The 20,072-nt window shown below is 69.7% G+C and carries 18 protein-coding genes; 11 read left to right on the top strand and 7 right to left on the bottom strand.

Annotated elements, in window-relative coordinates; all coding sequences use genetic code 11:
- The first annotated feature begins 20 nt into the window (after positions 1–20).
- The 6 genes from BSZ40_RS05000 to glf all read left to right on the top strand — a co-directional run bounded on the left by BSZ40_RS05000 (position 21) and on the right by glf (position 7,360).
- Positions 21–2,000: a DUF6541 family protein gene (locus BSZ40_RS05000; protein ID WP_073823934.1), complete on the top strand. Its 1,980-nt coding sequence runs from the start codon at positions 21–23 to the stop codon at positions 1,998–2,000.
- Positions 2,001–2,064: 64 nt separating this feature from the next.
- Complete coding sequence (locus BSZ40_RS04995; protein WP_073823932.1) at positions 2,065–2,946, top strand: ABC transporter permease; 882 nt, start codon at positions 2,065–2,067, stop codon at positions 2,944–2,946.
- Positions 2,947–3,675 (top strand): ABC transporter ATP-binding protein, encoded by a 729-nt coding sequence (locus BSZ40_RS04990; RefSeq protein ID WP_073823931.1) that lies wholly within the window; start codon positions 2,947–2,949, stop codon positions 3,673–3,675.
- A gap of 2 nt (positions 3,676–3,677) precedes the next feature.
- Positions 3,678–5,267, top strand: a complete 1,590-nt coding sequence (locus BSZ40_RS04985; RefSeq protein ID WP_073823929.1) for a glycosyltransferase — start codon at positions 3,678–3,680, stop codon at positions 5,265–5,267.
- On the top strand, positions 5,264–6,151 hold the full coding sequence (locus tag BSZ40_RS04980; protein WP_073823928.1) for a glycosyltransferase family 2 protein: 888 nt from the start codon (positions 5,264–5,266) through the stop codon (positions 6,149–6,151). Before BSZ40_RS04985 ends, BSZ40_RS04980 begins: the two co-directional genes overlap by 4 nt.
- 45 nt (positions 6,152–6,196) lie before the next feature.
- Complete coding sequence (glf, locus tag BSZ40_RS04975) at positions 6,197–7,360, top strand: UDP-galactopyranose mutase (RefSeq protein WP_222842748.1); 1,164 nt, start codon at positions 6,197–6,199, stop codon at positions 7,358–7,360.
- A 42-nt stretch (positions 7,361–7,402) separates the two neighbouring features.
- On the opposite strand, the gene BSZ40_RS04970 is transcribed toward glf, so the two are convergent.
- Positions 7,403–8,041 (bottom strand): TIGR03089 family protein, encoded by a 639-nt coding sequence (locus BSZ40_RS04970; protein WP_073823926.1) that lies wholly within the window; start codon positions 8,039–8,041, stop codon positions 7,403–7,405.
- 162 nt (positions 8,042–8,203) lie between these two features.
- Between BSZ40_RS04970 and BSZ40_RS04965 the strand changes: the two genes are divergently transcribed.
- From BSZ40_RS04965 to BSZ40_RS04955, 3 genes are read left to right on the top strand one after another with little or no spacing between them, the layout of a single operon-like run.
- The gene (locus BSZ40_RS04965; RefSeq protein ID WP_073823925.1) at positions 8,204–8,536 is read left to right on the top strand and encodes a WhiB family transcriptional regulator; all 333 of its coding nucleotides are present in this window, start codon (positions 8,204–8,206) and stop codon (positions 8,534–8,536) included.
- Entirely contained in the window at positions 8,537–11,761 is a 3,225-nt protein-coding gene (locus BSZ40_RS04960) for a glycosyltransferase (RefSeq protein WP_073823923.1), read from the top strand.
- Complete coding sequence (locus tag BSZ40_RS04955) at positions 11,758–13,302, top strand: DUF5719 family protein (protein WP_073823922.1); 1,545 nt, start codon at positions 11,758–11,760, stop codon at positions 13,300–13,302. Before BSZ40_RS04960 ends, BSZ40_RS04955 begins: the two co-directional genes overlap by 4 nt.
- A 3-nt stretch (positions 13,303–13,305) precedes the next feature.
- Here BSZ40_RS04955 and BSZ40_RS04950 read toward each other — a convergent pair whose 3' ends face one another.
- Complete coding sequence (locus BSZ40_RS04950) at positions 13,306–13,752, bottom strand: metallopeptidase family protein (protein ID WP_342741911.1); 447 nt, start codon at positions 13,750–13,752, stop codon at positions 13,306–13,308.
- A gap of 71 nt (positions 13,753–13,823) precedes the next feature.
- Between BSZ40_RS04950 and BSZ40_RS04945 the strand changes: the two genes are divergently transcribed.
- Positions 13,824–14,174, top strand: coding sequence for a DUF3499 domain-containing protein (locus BSZ40_RS04945; RefSeq protein ID WP_073823918.1), 351 nt, complete (start codon positions 13,824–13,826; stop codon positions 14,172–14,174).
- Here the strand turns inward: BSZ40_RS04945 and BSZ40_RS11540 are convergent.
- Positions 14,171–15,031, bottom strand: coding sequence for an RDD family protein (locus BSZ40_RS11540; RefSeq protein ID WP_073823917.1), 861 nt, complete (start codon positions 15,029–15,031; stop codon positions 14,171–14,173). The two genes, BSZ40_RS04945 and BSZ40_RS11540, sit on opposite strands and share 4 nt — an antisense overlap.
- An 18-nt stretch (positions 15,032–15,049) precedes the next feature.
- Here BSZ40_RS11540 and BSZ40_RS04935 point away from each other — a divergent pair, with 18 nt between their 5' ends.
- Positions 15,050–16,045: a stage II sporulation protein M gene (locus BSZ40_RS04935; RefSeq protein ID WP_073823915.1), complete on the top strand. Its 996-nt coding sequence runs from the start codon at positions 15,050–15,052 to the stop codon at positions 16,043–16,045.
- Between the two features lie 3 nt (positions 16,046–16,048).
- On the opposite strand, the gene BSZ40_RS04930 is transcribed toward BSZ40_RS04935, so the two are convergent.
- From BSZ40_RS04930 to BSZ40_RS04915, 4 genes are read right to left on the bottom strand one after another with little or no spacing between them, the layout of a single operon-like run.
- Positions 16,049–17,338, bottom strand: a complete 1,290-nt coding sequence (locus tag BSZ40_RS04930; protein ID WP_073823914.1) for a DUF58 domain-containing protein — start codon at positions 17,336–17,338, stop codon at positions 16,049–16,051.
- On the bottom strand, positions 17,338–18,303 hold the full coding sequence (locus BSZ40_RS04925; protein ID WP_073823912.1) for an AAA family ATPase: 966 nt from the start codon (positions 18,301–18,303) through the stop codon (positions 17,338–17,340). Before BSZ40_RS04925 ends, BSZ40_RS04930 begins: the two co-directional genes overlap by 1 nt.
- Positions 18,304–18,305: 2 nt before the next feature.
- A complete protein-coding gene (locus BSZ40_RS04920; RefSeq protein ID WP_073823910.1) occupies positions 18,306–19,469 on the bottom strand; it encodes a DUF4350 domain-containing protein in 1,164 nt (387 codons plus the stop codon).
- Complete coding sequence (locus BSZ40_RS04915) at positions 19,466–20,071, bottom strand: DUF4129 domain-containing protein (protein ID WP_084542635.1); 606 nt, start codon at positions 20,069–20,071, stop codon at positions 19,466–19,468. The genes BSZ40_RS04920 and BSZ40_RS04915 overlap by 4 nt, the downstream gene beginning before the upstream one ends.
- Position 20,072 lies beyond the last annotated feature (1 nt).

Below are 20,072 nucleotides of genomic sequence, written 5' to 3'. Positions count from 1 at the left end.
CCGCACACGTTAGGGGAGCTGTGGCCGCTACTTGGGTAAATCTGGCTGTCGGGGCCGTGGTCGCTGTGGCGCTGGTGTTCGGCCCGGGGGCGGCAGTGGCCTGGGGCGCCGGACTGCGGCGCGGGGCGCTGTGGCTGGCGGCCCCGCTCGTGACGTTCACACTCTCGGCCCTGCTGACGCACGGCTCGGCGGTAGTGGGCGTGCGCTACCACTTCCTGACGTTGCTGGGCAGTGCCGCCGTGCTGGCCGGGGCCCTGGCGCTGACGCGGCGCGTGCCGCAGGTGGCGCCGTGGCAGGGGCGCTGGTGGTGGGGGCTGGCGCCAGTGGCAGTGGCCGGGCTGGTGCACGCCTGCCGCCTGGGGTGGGCCTGGCAAGTGCCGTACGCCGTGTCCCAAACGTTCGACGGCCCCTATCACCTGAACTTGGTCTCCCAGATGCTGCGCGACGGGGACGTGTCCTTCCTGCACGTGAACCTGGCCGCTCCCGACGCCGGGGGTGCCTTCTTTCCCACCGCCTGGCATGCCTTCGTTTACCTGATCGTGCAACTCACCGGCCTGCCCATCCCGGTGGCGGCCAACGCCTTTACCGTGGTGCTGACGGCGTTCGTCTGGCCACTCGGCTGCGGCCTGCTGGTGGGGGCACTCACCCGCCGGTGGGCCGCCGTCGGGGTTACCGGCCTCGTGGCGTTCACCCTGCCGCACCTGCCCAACCACTTCACCTGGTTCGGGGTGCTGTACTCCAACCTCACGGGCTACGTGCTGGTGCCTTTCGCGCTCGGTTTAGCGGTGTTGGCGGCCGGTCGGCCAGCGGCGCAGGCCTGGCGGTGCGCCCTGGTGCTGGCCGGTGGCTTCCTCGGGTTGGGGGTGGCCCACCCCACCGCGGTCTTCGCGGTGTTGCTGTTCGGCGTGCCATTGGGGGCCGTGGCGGCAGGCCGCCGGGCCGCGGCCTGGGCCGGGCCCGGGGTGGGGCGGCAACTGGCGGCGGGCGCGGCGGCCGCCGCGCTGGTCGTCGGGGGAGCGCTGGTGGTCGATCGGTTGACGCTGCGGGTGGAGATGCTGCGGTCCATGCGGATGGCAGCGGGGACCTGGCAGCCGCAGGGGAACTGGGTGCAAGGCGTCGGGCGCACCCTGGCCCTGGCCGGTGATGTGCAGGTGCGGGTGGCCGGGCCGGTGGCTTGGGCCCTGGCTTGCCTGTGCCTGCTTGGCATCGTGCGCTGCTTTACCTCCTGGCGTACCGCCTGGCTGCCGCTGGCGCACGCCATCGCCGGCTTCCTCTTCGTGGCCTCCTTCTCCTTCGTCTCCTCCTGGCGCTCCTACCTGGTGGGGCTGTGGTACGGCGATACCCAGCGGCTGATTGCGCTGCTGGCCATCACGGCCGTCCCGCTGATCGCCCTCGGCGTGGATTGGTTGGGCCTGTTCATTCAGGGCCGGGTGGAGGCGCTGCGCCCCAGCCCGTGGGCGGTGGCCGCGCCCGTTGCCCTGGCTGTGGTGGTGGCGCTCGGTGCCCAGGCCGCGCCGCGCCTGCAGCACTCCTACTGGGAGATTCGCTCCAATTTCCAGTTCGACACTGCGCGTCCGGAAATACTGGGACTGCTGTCGCGGGACGAATACGTGCTCCTGGAGCGGGCAGCCCGGCAGCTGCCCGCCGACACGGTACTGACCGGCAACCCGTGGAACGGCTCCGTCTTCGCCCCCGCCATCACGGGACTGCGCTTTACCCACTCCCATGTTGCCCCGGTGGAGGACAAGCAGGCCCGCCAACTGGTGGAGACGTTGAACCAGGCCCGCCCCGGGTCGCCCGCGTGTGAGTTGGCGCGCCAGCTGCACGTCACCCACGTTCTAGACTTCGGCGAGGACTACCTGTGGGGCGGGGATCACTACGGCAAACACGAGCAATTCCCGGGGCTGGAGGGCCTAGAGGCTGCCGGGGTGGCGGAAGTGGTGGATCAGGAGGGCACCGCCCGGCTGTTGCACCTGCGCGTGTGTGATGAAGCGCCGTAATGGGGCGCACATACCGGGCCGACACCTGCCCTAGACTGGCGCGGAAAGAAAGTGGAGGAACTGCGTGAGTACTGCCATTGAACGTCAGGACTTCCGGCGCCCTGGCCGGTCGGTGGGATTGTTGGAGGTGATCCGGCAGCCCTACCTCACTAGTCTGATAGTCCACAAGGAGCTGCGCGCCCGCTACCGGGGCTCGGTATTTGGCATGCTGTGGTCGTACGCTAAGCCGGCCACCCAGTTCGCGGTCTTCTACTTCGCGATCGGCGTGTTCATGAACATGAACCGCAACATTCCTAATTTCGTGATCTACATGTTTTCCGGCGTGATCGCGATCAACTACTTCTCCGAGGCCTTTGGTAACGCCACCCGCTCCATTGTGGGTAATGCCCCCTTGGTGAAGAAGATCTATCTGCCGCGGGAACTCTTCCCCATGTCTGCCCTGTGGGTGGCCTTCGTGCACTTTTTGCCGCAGCTTGCGATCCTGCTGATCGGTGCGCTGTTTTTCGGCTGGCAACCCTCCCTGACCGGCATCGGTGCCGTCCTCATCGGCTTTCTCATCATTTCGTTCTTCTCCCTCGGGCTCGGCTTGTTTGCGGGGGCCATTAACGTTTTCTTCCGCGACGCAGAGAACTTCGTGGATCTCATTTTGATGGTGGCGACCTGGACCTCGCCGGTGCTCTACAAGTGGAGCATGGTGCACGATAAGCTCAGCCAGCCGCTGGGCGGCTTCTTCTGGTTGCTCTATCAAGCCAACCCGCTGACGGCGGCCGTGGAGCTCTTCCACTACGGTTTTTGGCATCCGACTCTTGGCCCTGACGCGGCCGATCCGTTGCCCCCGCACCTATTGGAATGGGGCCTGCTTGGCCTCGGGTTCTCGGTCCTAGTGCTGGTGATCGGTGAGGTGGCCTTTAGGCGGATGGATCCTCGTTTTGCCCAGGAGCTCTAAATGACTGCGGTTATCAAGGTTGACGACGTCGTCAAAGAGTTCTCGCTGCGTAGCACCCACACGTTGAAGGACCGCCTGGTGTGGAGCTTGACCGGCAGGCGCGCGCAACTGGTCAACAAGTTCCGGGCCCTAGATGGGGTGTCCTTCACCGTCAACAAGGGGGACTCGATCGGGCTGATCGGCTTCAACGGCTCCGGTAAGTCAACGATGCTGAAGCTGATCTCGGGTGTTATGCAGCCCGACGCCGGGGGCGTGCAGGTGCGCGGCCGCATGGCGGGCTTGATCGAGGTGGGGGCAGGCTTCCACCCTGACCTGACCGGCAAGGAAAACGTCTTCCTCAACGGCGCTATCCTGGGGATGAGCCGGGAAGACATAGAAAACGCTTTCGATGACATCGTCGCCTTTTCGGAGATCGACAAGTTCATCGACACCGAGGTGAAGTTTTACTCCTCCGGGATGTTCCTGCGTTTGGCATTCTCGGTGGCGGTACACACCTACCCTGATGTGTTCCTCATCGACGAGATCTTGGCGGTGGGCGACGAACCTTTCCAGCGCAAATGCCTGGACCGGATCGGCCAATTGCAGGAACTCGGTACCTCTCTAGTCATTGTTAGCCACGACTTGGACATGATTAAGCGCCTGTGCAACCGCGGGGTCATGTTGGAGCGCGGCAAACTCATCGTCGACGGCACCGCCAGTGAGGCTGTGGACCGGTTGCGGGAAGGATAAAAATGGACGTGCAGGAGTTCGCCACCCAGCTGCGGGAGGCGCTGGATGGGCAGGATGTGGGTTTTTCGCTCACCAAGTCGGCGACCGAGGTGCTGGAGCACCTCGGCCCGCAGTGGTTGGCGGCCGCCATGAAGCCGGTGCTGCTGATAAACCAGGGGCGCATGCAGCACTTTGAGCTGCACACGGAGGGAGCCGAACCGATGCGCAACCTCGCCGAATCCGGGGGCGGTCCCCGGCGGGGGATTGCGGTGGTCGGCAGCGGGGAGCGCGCCCCGCGGGCGGCGCACCTGACGCTCCCGACGCCGGAGATCCTGGCGGGCGAGACCAGCTTCTCCTTCGGGCAGCGACCGAACTTCGTGGCCAAAACCATCTCCGCTATCTACACCCGGGCCTACTGGCAGGTGCCCCTGGCGTTGGACTCCTACCGGCAGTGGCGCAACAAGCGGGCCGGGGGGCGCGTGCGCGGCGAACGCATGACGACGGTGCCGATGCAGCAGCACACCGACGTGGCGGGCCGCACGATGTGGGTCGCGATGCACTGGGCCGAGTCCGGGGGGGCCGAGTCGTGGGCCTGGGAGCAGGCGCGGCTGGCCAAGGAGGCCGGTTTTGCGTTGGTCATCACCTTCGACCGGGCGGCACCGCAACGGCAGTTGGCCAAGGCCTTCGCCCTGACCGAGGATGTCTACTTGGTGGGCAACAGCCTGGAGCGGCCCCACTGGCCCCTCTTCGTTGCTGAACTGTTGCGCAAGCACGACATCTCCCACCTGCACATCCACCACTCCGAACTGGCCTACGCGGCGTTGGCGTCGCTGCGGCTGACCCACCCGCAGATCCGGGTGGAGGATTCGACCCACATCGTGGAGCACCGGGGCGGCGGTTTCGTGGGCACGTCGATCGAGCTGAGCGACTACCTCGACCTGCACCACGTGATCTCCCCGCAGCTGGTGGATCTCTACACCGCTAACGGGGTGGACCCCGCCAAGCTGGCTTTCCACCCGCTGACCGGTTTCTCGGCCGATGCGCCGTTGCCGCGCACCAGCCGTGGTGGGGGGTCGTTGCGGGTGGGCTTCCTGGGCCGGTTGTCTGCGCAAAAGCGCCCCTATCTGTTCCAGCGCACCGCGGCCGCCTGCAAGCTGGCGGGGGGCAGCGAGCTGCGCTTCATCATGCAGGGGGCTGGGGAGCTGGAGAAGATGGTCGAGCGCGACCAACGGCGCCTGCGCCTGGATTCCTATGTGGAGCGGCGCGACTGGGCCCCGGTGGCGGGTTTCTTGGCGGATATCGATGTGCTGCTGGTGACTTCCGAGAACGAGGGGTTGACTCTCACCGCCCTGGAGGCGAACGCGGCGGGCGTGCTCGTGCTGTCCGCGGACGTGGGCTCCCAGCGCAGCGTGGTGGCCGACGCCGCCCTTCTGCCTGCCCAGCCGGTGCAGTTTGTCTCCCAGGCGGTGCGCCTGTTGCGGGCCCTGGCCAAGGATGAGGCCCTCTTTGCCTCCCTGCTGGCGCAGCAGGGGCGTAAAGTGGAGCAGATCGCGGCGCAGCAGAGCGCCTCGGAGTTCTACGCCCAGCATTACCAGGAGGTCATGGCGCGATGAAGGTCGCTGCAGTTGTTGTCACGTTCAACCGGTGCGCTCTCCTGCAGCGGGTGCTGGACGCCTTGGAGGCGCAGGAACGTGCCTTGGATCACCTGTACGTCATCGATAACGCCTCCACCGACGACACGGCATCGGTGTTGGCTACCCGCCCCTGGCAGGTGCCGACCACGGTGCTCACCGCCAGCGTCAACACCGGGGGAGCCGGCGGCTTCACTAAGGGAATCGAGGCGGCCTACGCCGGCGGGGCGGATCTCATCTGGTTGATGGACGACGACACCCTGCCCCACCCCTCGGCCTTGGGGGAGCTGCTGGACGGCTATGCGGGAGCTACCCAGTTGCGGGGGGCGGCACCGAGCTTCGCCTGTTCGCAGGTGCTGTGGACCGACGGCTCGTTGTGCGAGATGAACACCCCGGAGACCACCTGGGACTGGCCGCGGCCGCTGGTGGCGGGCAAGAACTGGTTCGACGTGAAGTCGTGCTCGTTCGTCTCGTGCCTGGTCTCGCGCGAAGCGGTGGCTGCCGTCGGCCTGCCCTACCGGGAGTACTTCATCTGGTACGACGACTCCGAGTACACCCAGCGGTTGTCGCGGTGGCGGCCGGGCATCTTCGTGCCCTCCTCGCAGGTGGATCACCTGCTGCCGCAAAACCGCGGGGTTAACTGGGGCGATGTGAACGAAAAGACCATCTGGAAGTTCGAGTACGGCATTCGGAACCAGATCTCGGCCGCCTGGGCCCTGCGACGCCCGCACCTGGTCGCCGAGCTGGTGGAGAACATCGTCGGACAGATGCGGGGGGCGGGGGTGCCGCGGCACCTGAAGCTGCGCCTGGCCAAGGCAGCCGCCAAGGGATTGTTCTTCCACCCGGCCAAACGTTTTCCCCAGTAAGGGTCCCGACAGCGCCGCTGGTCGGGGGAGCTGAACTTTTAACTCATGGAGGTTGTGGTGGACTATGACATCGTGGTGGTCGGGTCGGGCTTTTACGGCCTGACGGTGGCCGAACGTTGCGCCAACGAGCTGGGCCTGCGGGTGCTGGTGTTAGAAAAACGGGCGCACCTGGGGGGTAACGCCTACTCGGAGGCCGAACCGACCACCGGCATTGAGGTGCACCGGTACGGCGCGCACCTCTTCCACACGTCCAACGAGCGGGTGTGGGAGTACGTCAACCGCTTCACGAGTTTCACCTCGTACGTGCATCGCGTCTACACCACGGTCGGTGGGGTGGTCTACCCGATGCCCATCAACTTGGGAACCATCAACCAGTTCTTCTCGGCCGCCTACTCGCCGAGCCAGGCCCGGGCCCTGATCGCGGAGCAGGCCAGCGAACTGGGGGATAAGGAGCCGGAGAACTTGGAGGAGAAGGGGGTCAGCCTCATCGGCCGGCCCCTCTTCGAGACCTTCATTAAGGGCTACACCGCCAAGCAGTGGCAGACCGATCCGCGGGAGCTGCCGGCGGGCATCATCTCGCGGTTGCCGGTCCGCTACAACTACGACAATCGTTACTTCGCGGACAAGTACGAGGGGCTACCGGTCGACGGCTACACGGCCTGGCTCGAACGCATGGCTGACCATCCGCACATCACGGTGGCCCTGAACACGGACTTTTTCGACACCGTGCAGCCCTTCCATAAGGAAGCGCTGGTGGGGCGTGTGCCCGTGGTCTACACCGGCCCGCTGGACCGCTACTTCGACTACCAGGCCGGGCCGCTGTCTTGGCGCACGCTCGACTTCGAGCAGGAAGTGGTGGAGGTCGGCGACTTCCAGGGCACCTCGGTGATGAACTACGGTGACGAGGACGTGCCCTACACGCGCATCCACGAATTCCGGCACTTCCACCCCGAGCGGGACTACCCGACGGACAAGACGGTGATCATGCGCGAGTATTCGCGCTTCGCCGGGCCGCAGGACGAGCCGTACTACCCGGTTAACACCGCCACCGACCGCGAGCGGTTGGCGGCGTACCGGGAGCTGGTGGCCCAGGAAGAGGGCGTGCACTTTGGGGGGCGGCTGGGTACCTACCAGTACCTGGACATGCACATGGCCATCGCCTCCGCCCTGACCGCGTTCGACAACGTGATCGCCCCCCAGTTCCGCTAGCGCGCGGGCGGCGGGGGTATACCCCCGCCGCTCTGCCTGCCGTTAGTCCTGCCTGGTGGCGCGCTCTATCTCGGCGATGCGCGCCAGGTCGTCGTCGGCGCGGGCCAGCACGAGGGAGCCGCCGCTGAGCAGCTGGCTCAAGCAGCGGTGCGCCAGGTCCGCCAGGCCTGCCGCATCGTCCCGGGCGGGCACGGTCAGCAAAATGCGTGCGGGGTCGGCCTGCTGCTGCCAGGTGACCGGGCGGTCGGCCAGGTCTCCGGTGGGCGGCAGGGGCGGTGGGGTATCAGGATGCACCGCCACCTCGGCTGCCGCGTCCAGCCAACCGGGCGGAATGTCCGCCGCGGGGGCGCGCAGCACTCCCGGGTCCATGATCTGCAGCAGGGCCAGTTCGGCGTCCGGCTCCGGGTGGGCAGCTGGCCGATCAGACACGAGGAGGTGGGCCGGGGCCGGCGTGAACGTCACGGCGGCGCCCCCGGCCACCGCGCCCAGCGACCACACCACCAGCCGCCAGGAAGGGGGCAGATCGAGGTAGACGTCGGCGGCGTCCTCTTGTACCACCAGGTCGGAGATCTTGGAGACCCAGCGCATAACTACCGTGCCGGTGAGTTCGGTGCGCCGCGCGGTGTAGTCGGTGATGGCGGGGCCAGGGCGGACCGTCAAGGCATCTAGGGCTTTCTTCACGGGTACGAGCCTAGGCCCAGAGCCTGCCTGCCGCGAAACAATTTCAACTTGATATCGGCCCGGCGTGTCGCGCGCCAGGCTGCGGAAAAGTCGCTTCGATGTTGTCTGCCTGTGGCCAGCGGCGTCTTGACGGATGTGAATCCTGTCGTTGTAATTATCCTCATGGCAGGGAACGAAGCCGCAGAGGCGAGTACGTGGAACATCTTTGGGGACGGCCCCATCGCCCGCTCAGCCGACCGTGCCTTGGCCACGGCTCTCGGGTTTGGGGAGTCTGATCTGGCCTGGTTGGGTTTGGCACTGTGCGCGCAGACCGATCCCGAGGCCTTCTATCCCGACAAGGGCGGCTCCACCCAACCGGCTAAGGCGGTGTGCGAGAACTGCGAGGTGCGGCAACAGTGCCTGCAGTACGCCTTGGACAACGACGAACGCTACGGGATTTGGGGCGGCATGTCCGACCGGGAGCGTCGACGCTACAAGCGGTCAGGGCGCCGCTAGGTGGCTTACGCCCGGCGCCCGAACCTGACGGTGACGGCGGTGGTGGTCACCCAGGGGGCGAGTGAGTTTTTGCCCCGTACGCTGCGGGGGCTGGCCGCGCAGACCATCGCCCCCCAGCGGGTGGTGCTGGTCGATGCGGGTCCGCGTCCCAGCCCGTGCCCGGCCCCCGACGGCGGCGAGCTGGTGGAGGCCCCCAGCCCGAACCTGGCAACCGCGCTGGCAGCGGTGCCGGACATTGCCGACGAGTGGCTCTGGATCCTGCACGACGACTCCGCCCCCGCGCCGGACTGCCTGGAACAATTGCTGCGGTTGGCGGATTCCGGTCCCACGGTGGGCATGGTGGGGGCCAAACAACGTGGTTGGACTGGTACCGACGTGCTGTTGGAGGTGGGGCTGCGCACCACCGCCTCTGGGCGGCGCACCACCGACATCGACGACGGCGACATCGACCAGGGCCAGCTCGATTCCCGCTCCGATGTGTTGGGAGTAGGCACGGCCGGTGCGTTAGTGCGCCGGGAGGCGTTAACCGCGGTAGGCGGCTTCGACCCGGCCCTGGGCCCGTTCGGCGACGGGCTGGAGTTATCGCGGCGCCTGTGGCGCGGCAAGTGGCGCGTGGTGGTGGCCCCCCGCGCCATCGTGTACCACGCGCGCGCCAGTTACCGGGCGGTGCGGCACGGTGCGGACCCGGACCCGCGCCGTTCCTTCGCTGCCCGACGGCGCGCGCAGCTGCACTACTGGCTGAGCGGAGCGCATTGGTGGGCCCTGCCCTTCCTCCTGCTCTGGGTGGTGCTTCTGGGGGGCGCTCGGGCCCTGTGGCGGATAGCCACCAAACAATCGGGCTTGGCAGTGGCGGAGTTGCAGGCCGTAGGGGAGTTGCTGACGCACCTGCCCGCCTTGCGCCACACCCGGCGGCGCAGCCACCAGGTTGCCCAAGTCGGTCCGGGGATCTTGCGGCCGCTACAGGCCACCTCCCGCGAGCTCTTCCAACGCGCCTACGAGGCCAACCGGCACAATCGGGCCGAGCAGCGTGCCGCGCAGGCCCCCTCGAATCTGGAGCTGCAGGAATTGGCAAGCCTGGCGCGGCAGCGCCGCTGGACACTGGGCGCCGTCCTGGCCATAACGGGCCTAGCCAGCGCCGTGGTCTTTGGGCCCCTGGGGTGGCAGCTGACGGGCGGGGCCTATGCGGGCTTTAGCGGCTCGTGGCGGGACCTCGCCCAGTACGTGCGGGCCGACATGGTGGCCGACGGGTTGCAGCTAACGGGCGGGTTGGATCCGTTCGCCTTTGTCGTGCTGGGCCTGACCCTGCCGTTCGCACTGGTGGGCGTAAACCCCGGCCCGGTGCTGGCCCTCCTGCACGCCGCCGCCCTCCCGCTGGCGGCGCTAACCGCCTGGGCGGCCGCCGGGGCGGCCACCCGGCGCGTGAGTTTGCGGGCGTGGGCGGCCCTGGTGTGGGCAGTCCACCCCAGCTTGCTGCTCGGCCTGAGTGCCGGGCGCACCGCGCCGGCCTTAGCCCACGTGTTCTTACCGCTCGTCGCCCTGTTCCTGGCGCGGACCTGGCGCCTGGAGCGCGTGGACGTGCTCGCTCCCGTCGCGGGGCGAGGACGCGGGCGCGTGCAGGCCCCCACCCGCATGGTGGCTGTCACTGCCGCCGCCGGGGCGGGGCTGGCGCTCGCGATAGTACTGGCCGGGGCTCCCTCACTGCTTGGGGCTGCCGTGCTCGCGGTGGGGGTGCTCGCCTGGCGGGTGCGCCGCTCCCGGTGGCGGTTGGTGTGGGTTGTGGCGCCCGCGGTGGCGCTCCTGGCCCCCCTGCTGTGGCAGACGGTGCGTCAGCCGGCGAGTTCGACGTGGCGCGCCTGGTTCGCCAGCCCTGGCCTGCCGCTCGGTGAGCAGAGCACGCACCCGCTGTGGGCGGCCCTCGGCACCGCCCCCGGGCGGGTCATAGCGGCCTGGCAGCAGGCTGATCTGCCCGGTCCGGCCCGGCTGCCTCTGGGCCTGTGGCTGGTGCCGGTGGCGGTCCTGGGGCTCCTGGCCTGCTGGCAGCTGGTGGGCGCCCGGCAGGCCCGGGGAGCGGTGTGGCTGGGAGTGGGTCTCGCGGGCATGGGGGCGCTGCTGGCGGTGATCGCGCCCTGGATAGCGGTCGGGGTCGGGCCGATGGCCGGGGTAAGTGACCAGTTCGTGCTGGTGCGGGGTTGGAGCGGACCGGGCGCTAGCCTGCTGACTTTTGGGTTGGCGATCGCGGCCCTGGCCGGACGGCCGCAGCCGGTGCACAACCGGTGGTGGGTCCCCGCCCGCCGGGTAGGCGCGGTGGTGGGCAGCGTGGGCTGCGTGGCCGGTCTGGTTGCTTGGGTGGCGCTCTGCCAGCTGACTGCCGACTTCCGGCTCGTGGAGCGGGCACCGCAGCTGCCCGCCGCTGTCGCTTACGCGCAGGATGCGCCCTATCGGTCGCGCGTTTTGGTGCTGGAGCCGGGCACGGAACTGCGGGTGGCGGTACGGCGGGGCACCGTCGCCCAGCTGACCGACATTTCGGCACTCACCGCGCTGGCCGAGCTCCAGGGGCCGGGGCCCACCGGAGACCGCTTTGGCGCCGGGGTACGCCCCGTGGCGGACGCCAACCTGGAGGTCCTAGTGGCCCTGACCTCGGCCCTCACCGGCACATCGGACGCCCAGGCCGCTAGCACCCTGGCGCACTACGCCATCGACGGGGTGGTGGTGCGGCGGCACGCCGACACGGGGGCGGACGGGCTTACTCCCTGGGCCACCACCGCTCGGCTAGCCACCGCGCTGGACACGGTTGGGGGCCTGCGGCGCGCCACGCGCACCGAGGACGCGATCTTGTGGCGGGTGGGCAGCGCCGACCCGCAGGCCCCGTCCGCTCACCTGGTGGCGGCCCGCGTGCGGCTGCGCGGCGAGAGCGGGGTCAGCCCCCTGCCCGCCGGGCCAGTGCACGCCGACGTCACCCTGCCCGCGGGGACGTGGCAACAGGTGGAAATTGCCGAGACCGACCCGAGTCGGTGGCGGCTGCTTATTGACGGCCAGGACCGGCCACTGCGGGCCGAAGAAGGCATATTGCGCGCCGACGTGCCCGCAGGCGCGCAGACGCTCAGCCTTAGTCCGCGGCACCCGGGGGCCACGCTGTGGTGGCTGGTCCGGGCCGGGGTGTTCGCACTGGCAGCGCTCTTGGCGTTGCCGCTGCGCCGGGCGAAGAGCGGAGGGCAAGCGGCATGAGGAAACTGGCGGGCAAACCGGTGCGGCTGCTGGCCGCGGCGGGCCTGGGGGCGGCAGGGCTGGTCCTGTTATTTACCCCGACGCCCCCGCAGCAGTACGTCGCCGCGCCCGACATCAAGGTGCTGCCGGGAACCATCGTCGACGTCTGCCCGCGCCTCAGCCTGCCCGACCTGGGCCAGGACATTAACGTCGACGGCTCCCTAAGCGCGGGGCAGAGCACCGGTCGAATCCAGGCCGGCAGCGTGCCGCAGGCGGCCCCCACCCCGGGAGAGCTGAGCCTGGTGCCGCTGCCGGAGCCGGAGGCGACAACGTCCTCCGCAGACGAGGCCGCCGTCGGCCAACAGCTTGGCAGCTATCAGCTGGCGGAGCTGGCCGGGACGAGCGGGGCGTGGCTACAGGCACCGCCGGTCGGGCAGCAGGCCGCCCAGGTGGCGGGCTACGCCAGCGTGGCGGTGACCGAGTCGCTCTACTCCGGTTTCGCGGCTGCCCCGTGTACCGGAGCAGCCTCCGAGGTCTGGCTGGTGGGCGGTTCGGCGAGCGCGAGCGACGGTGGCACCCTGCGGCTGGCCAACCCCGGGCGGCGGCAGATTGAAGTTGAGGTCGCCTACTACGGGTCGACGGGGGAGGTGCAAGACGCGCACCGGGAGCTGACGTTGGCGCCGGGGGCGGTAAGCGAACTGCAGCTCGAAGCGGCGCTGGTGGGGGAGGAGCGCCCGGCCGTCCGGGTCTCCGCCTCCGGGGGCGGGGTGGCGGCGGCCCTCCTCAGCTACACCGCCACCGGTTTGCAAGGAGAGGGCATCTCGGTGCTGACCGGCAGTCACCTGCCCGCCCCGCTCCAGGTGATCCCCGGGGTGCTCACTGGGGGACAAGACAGCACGGTAGTGCGGTTGGTCAATCCAACCGCGGTGGAGGCCAGCGTCGAGGTCAACGTGTCTGGGGAGCAAGGCATGGCCCCCCTGCCGGGGGCGGAGGCGGTGCGGGTGCCGCCCGGGGTGGTGGTGGACGTGCCGCTGACGGGAGTGGTGGGCAAGACGGCGATCGTGGCCAGAGCAGATCAACCCATCGTGGCCAGCGCCCGCACGAACGGGCAGGCGGCCGGGACGACGGGCCGGGCCACCGCGTCGCCGGACAGCCCGAGCCCCGGGGCCGCCAGCGCGGCGCCGACGAGTCCGGCGGCTGCCGGGCCCGAGCCGCAGGCCGGGCAGGTAGTCGACCATGCCTGGATTCCCGCTGCCAGCGCGGCGGGAGCCGCCGTCAGTCTGCTCCCGCCCGATGTGAGCGCCGAGCTCTATTTGACTAACGCCGCAGACGCGGCGGCCGAGGTGCGGGTGGGCGGCCAACAGGAGCCGGTGCGGTTAGCGCCGGGCGGCACCCAGGTGTTACCGCTTGCGCCCCAGACGGTCTGGCTGACCATCGACACTGATGCCCCCGCCGTGCACGCCATGTTGCTGTTGACCGGGCCGCAGGGGCAGATCGAGGCCCTGCCCCTGACGCAACCCGCCGATCGGCTCCGGGACGTGCCGGCCTGGCGCGGCCGCTAGCGGCTACCGTCCGGCTATCTCGTCGGGGGAGCGGCCGAGCGCCCGCGCCACCTGTTCGACGAGCACGGCGTAGACCAGCTCCTCCCGCTCGTGCCCCTCGGCTGACCGCATCTCACACGGGCGCCGGTAGATGACTATGCGGTCGGCCAGCCGGGTGCGGCGGTCGGCCGAAAATAGGCGGCCGAGCGGCACTCCGCCGGTCTCCCACGGGGACGGATCAGAGGGGGGCACGTCCTCCACGGCGAACTCCATGTGCGCCACTGGGGGCCACTGGCGAGCCAAATCGCGTGCCAGCTCCACGACGAGGTCGTCAAAACGTTCGCGGCGGGTGCGGGCGGCGGGCAAGCGGTGATCCAGCAGCGGGCCCCGCAGGCCGCGTCCGCGGCGATCGCGGCGCCGCCGCCAACCGTGTTCGGGCATTGTTTGCCCGGCTCCTGGTGTACCGTTCACAGCGCTCACCCTAGCTTCGCCTCGGCGTGGAGGACACGCGGACCACCCGAAGGACTGTAGATTGGGGCGCCGTGAGAACCTTTCGGAGCTGCTCCCGGTCCGGCTGCCCACGGGCCGCCGTCGCGACGCTCACCTACGACCACGCGGCCTCGACCGCCGTGCTGGGGCCGTTGGTGGCTAACTGCGATCCCCACGCCTACGACCTGTGCGAAGAGCATGCCCAAAGCCTCACCGTGCCGCGCGGCTGGCAGGCCGTGCGGTTGATCAATCAGTTCCCGCCCCGCCCAATCGGTTCCGAGGACCCCACGGCCCTGTCGTTGGCGCTGCAAGACCGCGACGCCGCGGCCGCCTCCCGCCTGCGGCCAGAGGGCGACCCCGAGCCCGGCACCCCGCACCTGCGGGTGGTGCCCGATCTCACCTAGGCGCCGATCCCGTAGACGCCGCGCTCCAGCTGATTGCTCTCCTGCTGGCGGCGCTGCGCTTGGTTGCGGAGGAAGACATACTCGCGGTCGCGCCGCGCCGTGAGGGTGGCCGCCAGGAACCGCTCCGGGTGGGTGCCCCACGGCGGCGGCGGAGAGACGTAACGCTCGAATTGGGCGGCCAGCTGCCTGGCTACCACCGCGCGCTGGGCCAGGGCCCCCTCGCCGCCTGCCAGCAGGAGGCGACGGCCCGCCAGCGCCAGGTGCGGTGGCAGGCGGTGCACATCCGCCTGCCGCGCCCACTGCTCTAACTCGGGCGGACACACCAGCGGCAGGGTGATGCCCGCGCTGTGCGCCGTGGCCACCACGTAGGTCCCGGCCAGCAGGTCACCGCCGCGCTTGGAGCGGGGGGAAAACAGGGTGAACAGGAACGCCACGATGCCGAAGGTCAGCCACAGCTCGATCACCGCCGTCACCGTGCGAATCAGCACGTGCCGGGCGGCGACCGGCCCACCATCGTCGCGTACCACCCGCAACCCGGTGGCGTACTTGCCCACTGACCGGCCTGCGCTCACCAACTCGACTATGAACGGGCAGAGCACGGTGATGCAGACTACGAGCACGGTCACAGCGATGAAACGCTGGGAGTCCGTATCCGGGCCGAACTGGTGCGTCGTGGCGATGAACAGACTTAGGCAGACCAAGAAGTACAAAGTGAAGTCGATGACGGTGGCGATCGCGCGCAGCAGGGGAGAGGCGGGAGCCGCCTCAATCTCGACCGCCTCGCCGGTCACGAGCCGTTCAGCGACAAGTCGCCGACCGAGAACGTCTTCAGTGTCGGGGTGCTGTGCCTGGTTCACATGTGGCAGGGTACAAGGGTGGATGTCGAAGCAGTGCGGGCCACGCGCCAAAGTCAATGGGATGAGTTGACTCTCCTGCGGGCCAAGCGATCGTTGACGGGCCCCGAGGTCGACCGGCTGGTGGAGCTGTATCAGGACACGGCCGCGGACCTGTCGCTGCTGCGCTCACAGGCCCCCGACCCGGACGAAATCGCCGCCCTGTCGCAGCGAGTGGCGGAGGCGCGCCACCGGGTGACCGGGGTGAAGTCACTAAGGTGGGCCGACCTGCGTGACTTCTTCCTGACGGACTTTCCCGTCGTCCTGTACCGGTTGCGCTGGTGGACGCTGACCTGCACCCTCCTGTTCGCGGTGGTGGCGGCCCTGCAGGCGTGGTGGTTGGCCACGCAACCCGCTGCTTTCGCGGCCCTGGGCCCGTACGCGCAGCTGGAGCGGTACGCCAACCAGCTGTTCGCCGAGTATTACTCGAAAGACCCGGCCCTGGAGTTTACCTCCATGGTGTGGACGAACAACGCCCGCATCGCGGCCCTCATGGTGGGGGCGTCCGTCACTGGCATCGGTCCCGGGGCGGTGTTGGTGCTAAACGCGCTGCAGGTCGGGCAAAGCGCCGCGATCATGCACCACTTCGGGCAGCTGGACAAGTTTTTCCTGTTGATCGCCCCCCACGGCCTGCTGGAGTTGACCGCGGTGTTTATCGCCTGCGCGGCGGGCTCGCGCCTGGCGTGGCGCCTGTTGGTGCCGGGTCCGCAGCGGCGGGTGACGGCGGTGGCCGCTGAGGGACGCAGCCTGGTCACGGTGGTGCTGGGCTTGGTGGCGGTGCTCGGGGTGGCGGGCCTGCTGGAGGGCTTCGTGACTCCGGCCGCCCTGCCGTCGGCCTTGAAGGTGGGTCTCGGGGCCGGAGCGTTGGCGCTGCTGTGGTGGTACACGCTGGCCGCCGGGGGGCGGGCCGCGCGGGCGGGGCACACCGGCGACCTGGCGGCCCCCCGCGCCGGCTACACGACGCGGGAGGCGGGCTGAGCGCTAGAGCCTGCCCTTTGCCTTGAGCTCCAGGTAGTGGTCGGCCAGGCGAGGGGCAAGCTGCGCGGCCGGGGCCTCCACCACCGAGGCGGCCCGCCGCTGCAGGCGGAGGCGGGTGTCTTGCCGCCCAATCTCGGCCATCTCGGCCGCGGCCGCCGTGTAGACCGCGGCGACGTCGAGGCGCGTGGCGCGCAGCGTGACCTCCTGCGGGTCCCCGGCCCCGGCGACCACCACGACGTGGCGGGTAGACAGCGCCTGCACCATGTCCAGCAGGCCCATGGTCAGGTGGGCTTCCACGCCCGTCAATAGCACCACCAGCGAGCGCTGGGACAGGGTCTGGAGCACCTCGTCGGTCAGGCGGGCGTAGTCGGCCTCCAGCAGCTGGGGCGTCAACCCCGCCAGGCCCGCCGCCACCTCGTGCAGGACCCGCTGCCCCCGGCTGGGAGCCACCCGCACCCGCACCTCGGTGTCAACGGCCAGCAGTCCCACCTGGTCGCCCGCCCGCTCGGCCAGCGTCGTCAGCAGCAGCGCGGCCTCAATGTGCTGTTCCAGGCGGGTGGTGTCGCCAATGCGGTAGGCAGCCGAGCGGCCGCTGTCGACTACGAGCAGCACCTGCCGGTCGCGTTCGGGGCGGAACGTGCGCACCATCGTTTGGCGGCTGCGGGCGGAGGCGCGCCAGTCGATGGCGCGCACGTCGTCGCCGGGAGTGTACTGGCGCAGCGAATCGAATTCGCTGCCCTGCCCGCCGTGCAGCACCAGGGCATTGCCGTCTAGTTCCCGCAGGCGCGCCAGCCGACTGGGCAGGTGGCGCCGGGAGGCAAACTCCGGCAGGACCTTGACGCAACCTGCCACCCGCACCGAGTGCTGCTTGCCGGCCAAACCGAGCGGGCCGAAACTTCGCACGGTGACGCGGTCGGCGCAGTGCACGCCCCGCCGCTCGGGGGTCAACGTGATCGCCAGGCGCCTGCCGCGGCCGCCCGCCAGGCGCACGGAGAAGCGATTGTTGACCGCTCCCGCCGAGGGCGGCCAGGCGTCACGCACCTGCAGGTCCAGCGTGCGGCGGGTAGGGTTTCGCAGCTGAAGCTGCGTGGTCAGCGACTCGGTCAATCGCACCGGCGGCAGCGGGCTGCGTTGCAGTTCCAGGCGCCGCGGATGCACCGCCACCAGCGCATCCAGGCACAGCAACCCCAGCCAGGTCACCGCGACCAGCGCCACCCCGGCCAGCGTGGGTGCGAGCAGGAGGGCGACGGCGGCCAAGCCAGTCACCGCGACGGCACGCCGAGAGATGACCATCAGCGGGGCACCGGCACCGTGGCGAGCACCGAGTCGAGCACTTTCTCGCTGGTGATACCTTCCAGTTGGGCCTCAGCACGCAACACCAGGCGGTGGCGCAGCGTCGGCAGGGCCAGCGCCTTCAGATCGTCAGGGGTGACATAGGACCGGCCGCTGAGCCAAGCCCACGCCCGCGCCGCGTGCAACAGGGCGGTAGCCCCCCGGGGCGAGACCCCGAGCTGCACGGACGGGGACTGCCGGGTGGCGCGCACCAGGTCCACGGCGTAGGCCAACACCTCGGGGGCCACCTGCACGGTGGTGATCGCCGCCCGCGCCGCGGCGATGTCCCCCTCCTCCACCACGCCGCTCACCCCGACGCTGTCCAATTCCCGCGGATTAAAACCAGTCAGGTGGCGGTGCAAGATCTCCACCTCTTGTCCGCGTTCGGGCAGCGGCATCACCACCTTGAGGAGGAACCGGTCCAGTTGGGCCTCGGGCAGGGGATACGTGCCCTCGTACTCGACGGGATTTTGGGTGGCCACCACCAGGAACGGCTCGGGCAGGCGGTGCGTGGCACCCCCCACGGTCACCTGCCGCTCCTCCATGGCCTCCAGCAGCGACGCCTGCGTCTTGGGGGGAGTGCGGTTGATCTCGTCAGCCAGCAACAGGTTGGTGAAGACCGGGCCACGACGGAACTCAAACTCGCCATCCACGTAGACCAGCGAACCGGTGACATCACCCGGCATGAGGTCGGGCGTGAACTGGACGCGTTTCATCTCCAGGCGCAGGCTCTGCGACAGGGCGCGCGCCAGCAGCGTCTTGGCCACCCCCGGGACGCCCTCAAGCAGCACGTGTCCACCGGTGAGCAGGCCGATTACCAGACCGGTGATGGCGGCCTCCTGCCCGATAACGGCCTTGCCTACCTCGGTGCGGATTTGGCCGATGCGCTGGCGGACCGCCGACGCGGGAGAGAGTTGGTCTTCCATGGTCACTTCCTTTGCTGCTGCTCGAGGGCGGCGAGATCTTGGGCCAGTTGCACCAGGGCGGCATCCGTGGTGGGGGCCTCCCCGTAGAAAAGCTCGGTCAGCTCGTGCCGGTTGCGGCCGGTGGCGGGCACGAGACGGTCGAGGAACGTGTGCGGATCGGTGTGGGCGGGCAAGCCGAGCGCCTTGCCTAGCCGCAGGGCGGTGGCGGCGCGCAGCACGCGGGCGACGTGGCGGCGGTCGCGGGCGCGCCGGTAGAGCGCGGCCCGCCCGTGGATGGTTTCGGCGGCCGGAATGACGGCAGGCAGCTCTTCGACCACCACCGGACCGAAGTGCTTGCCGCGCCACCAAGCCACCGCCAGGGCGAGGAACAACAAGTAGGCCAGCAGCGGCAGCAGCAGGGGCGGCAGGGTCGGCGTGCCCGCCTGGCTGGCGGTGGCCGTGGTCGGCAGGTACCACACGAGGTGGGAGGTTTTGCCGAGCAGGCGCAGCAACAGGGCGGCGTTTGCCTCCTGCGTGATCTGCGAATTGGCGGCCAGGTAGCCGTCCGCGAGCACCCGCACCGTGGCAGGCGAGCCGCCCGGAGCGGGCAACACCAGATAGAGCGCCTGCCCCCGGGCGACAAAACAGGCCGTGGCCCCCGGCGGGGGCGGGAAAGCCCCCGCCACGTGGGCCAGCCGCCCGGCCGCCTGGGCAGCGGGGTCCTTACAGTCCACGGACAGCTCGTCGGCGTCCAGGTAGGTGTAGCTCTTTTCGATGCTCTGGGGCACCAGGGGCTCGCTCAGCCGGTCGGGACCGAGCAAGACGATGTCGCCGCCGCCCTGCCCCAGCTGCCGCCAGGCGCTCGCGGGCAGGTCGGTAAAGGAGGAGACGACGATGGTGGAATCCGGACCGGCCTGGGCGGCGACATCGGCGGCGGTGTAGACCACGTCGACAGTGACACCGCGCTGGCGCAGCACCTCCGCCAGCGCCATGGTGCCGTCCGGGCCGGGATTGGTGGGGGACAGGGGGCGGGTGGACAGCGGGCGGGCCGTGAGGCTCAACAGCCACACCGCCCCGACAGCGAGCGCCAGGGCGAGCAGGGCCAGCTGCAGCCAGGCCCGCCGGTTAGAGAGGGCCGGGCCGGGCGAGGGGGTGCCGTAGGCGGCGGGCAGACCGACCGCGCTCACGGGGTCACCCGGGTGGTCGCTTGCGCCAACTCACGCAGGAACGCGTCGCTGGCGGCACTCGCGGGGGCATCGCCGTAGACGACGCTGTCAAAGAGCTGACCCGCGGCAGCAAACTGGGCAGCCAGGGGCGGCAAGGCGCCACCCGCCAACCGGGCGGCTTGGGTGGCGGTCAGGCCGGGCTGGTCAGCGATCAGCAGCTGCTCGTCCAGGTCCCGGATGAGGGCCCGGTAGCGTTCCAGCACCGCCAAATCCCAGTTGCCGGTCGCGGCCGCGGCGTCGGCGGCCGCCCGCAACTGCTGGGAGTTGCGCGCGTCGTCGAAGAGCAGGGCCGAGCCGGGGGCGGCAGTTGGGGCCGCCCGCCAGCGGGAGCGGGCCACGGCCACCGCCACCCCGCTCACGACCAGCACCAAAGCCAGCAACGCCAGTGCTGCGGCGGGCCGAAATCCGGCCAGCCCCTCGCCTGAGTCGGAGAAGGCGCTGGCGAGCCACTCCAAGAGCTCCTGATACCAGGGGCGGCGCGAGTGGTAGACGGGCTTGGCCAGCTCGTCCAGCAGCCACTGCCGGGCCTCGTCGGGGTCGGGCGTTACCGGGGGCGCATACATG

It is taken from the genome of Buchananella hordeovulneris (assembly GCF_001907235.1).
In the GTDB taxonomy this organism is placed as follows: domain Bacteria; phylum Actinomycetota; class Actinomycetes; order Actinomycetales; family Actinomycetaceae; genus Buchananella; species Buchananella hordeovulneris.
The sequence above is the reverse complement of the archived record's forward strand: the minus strand, read 5'-3'. Positions and strand labels throughout refer to the sequence as shown.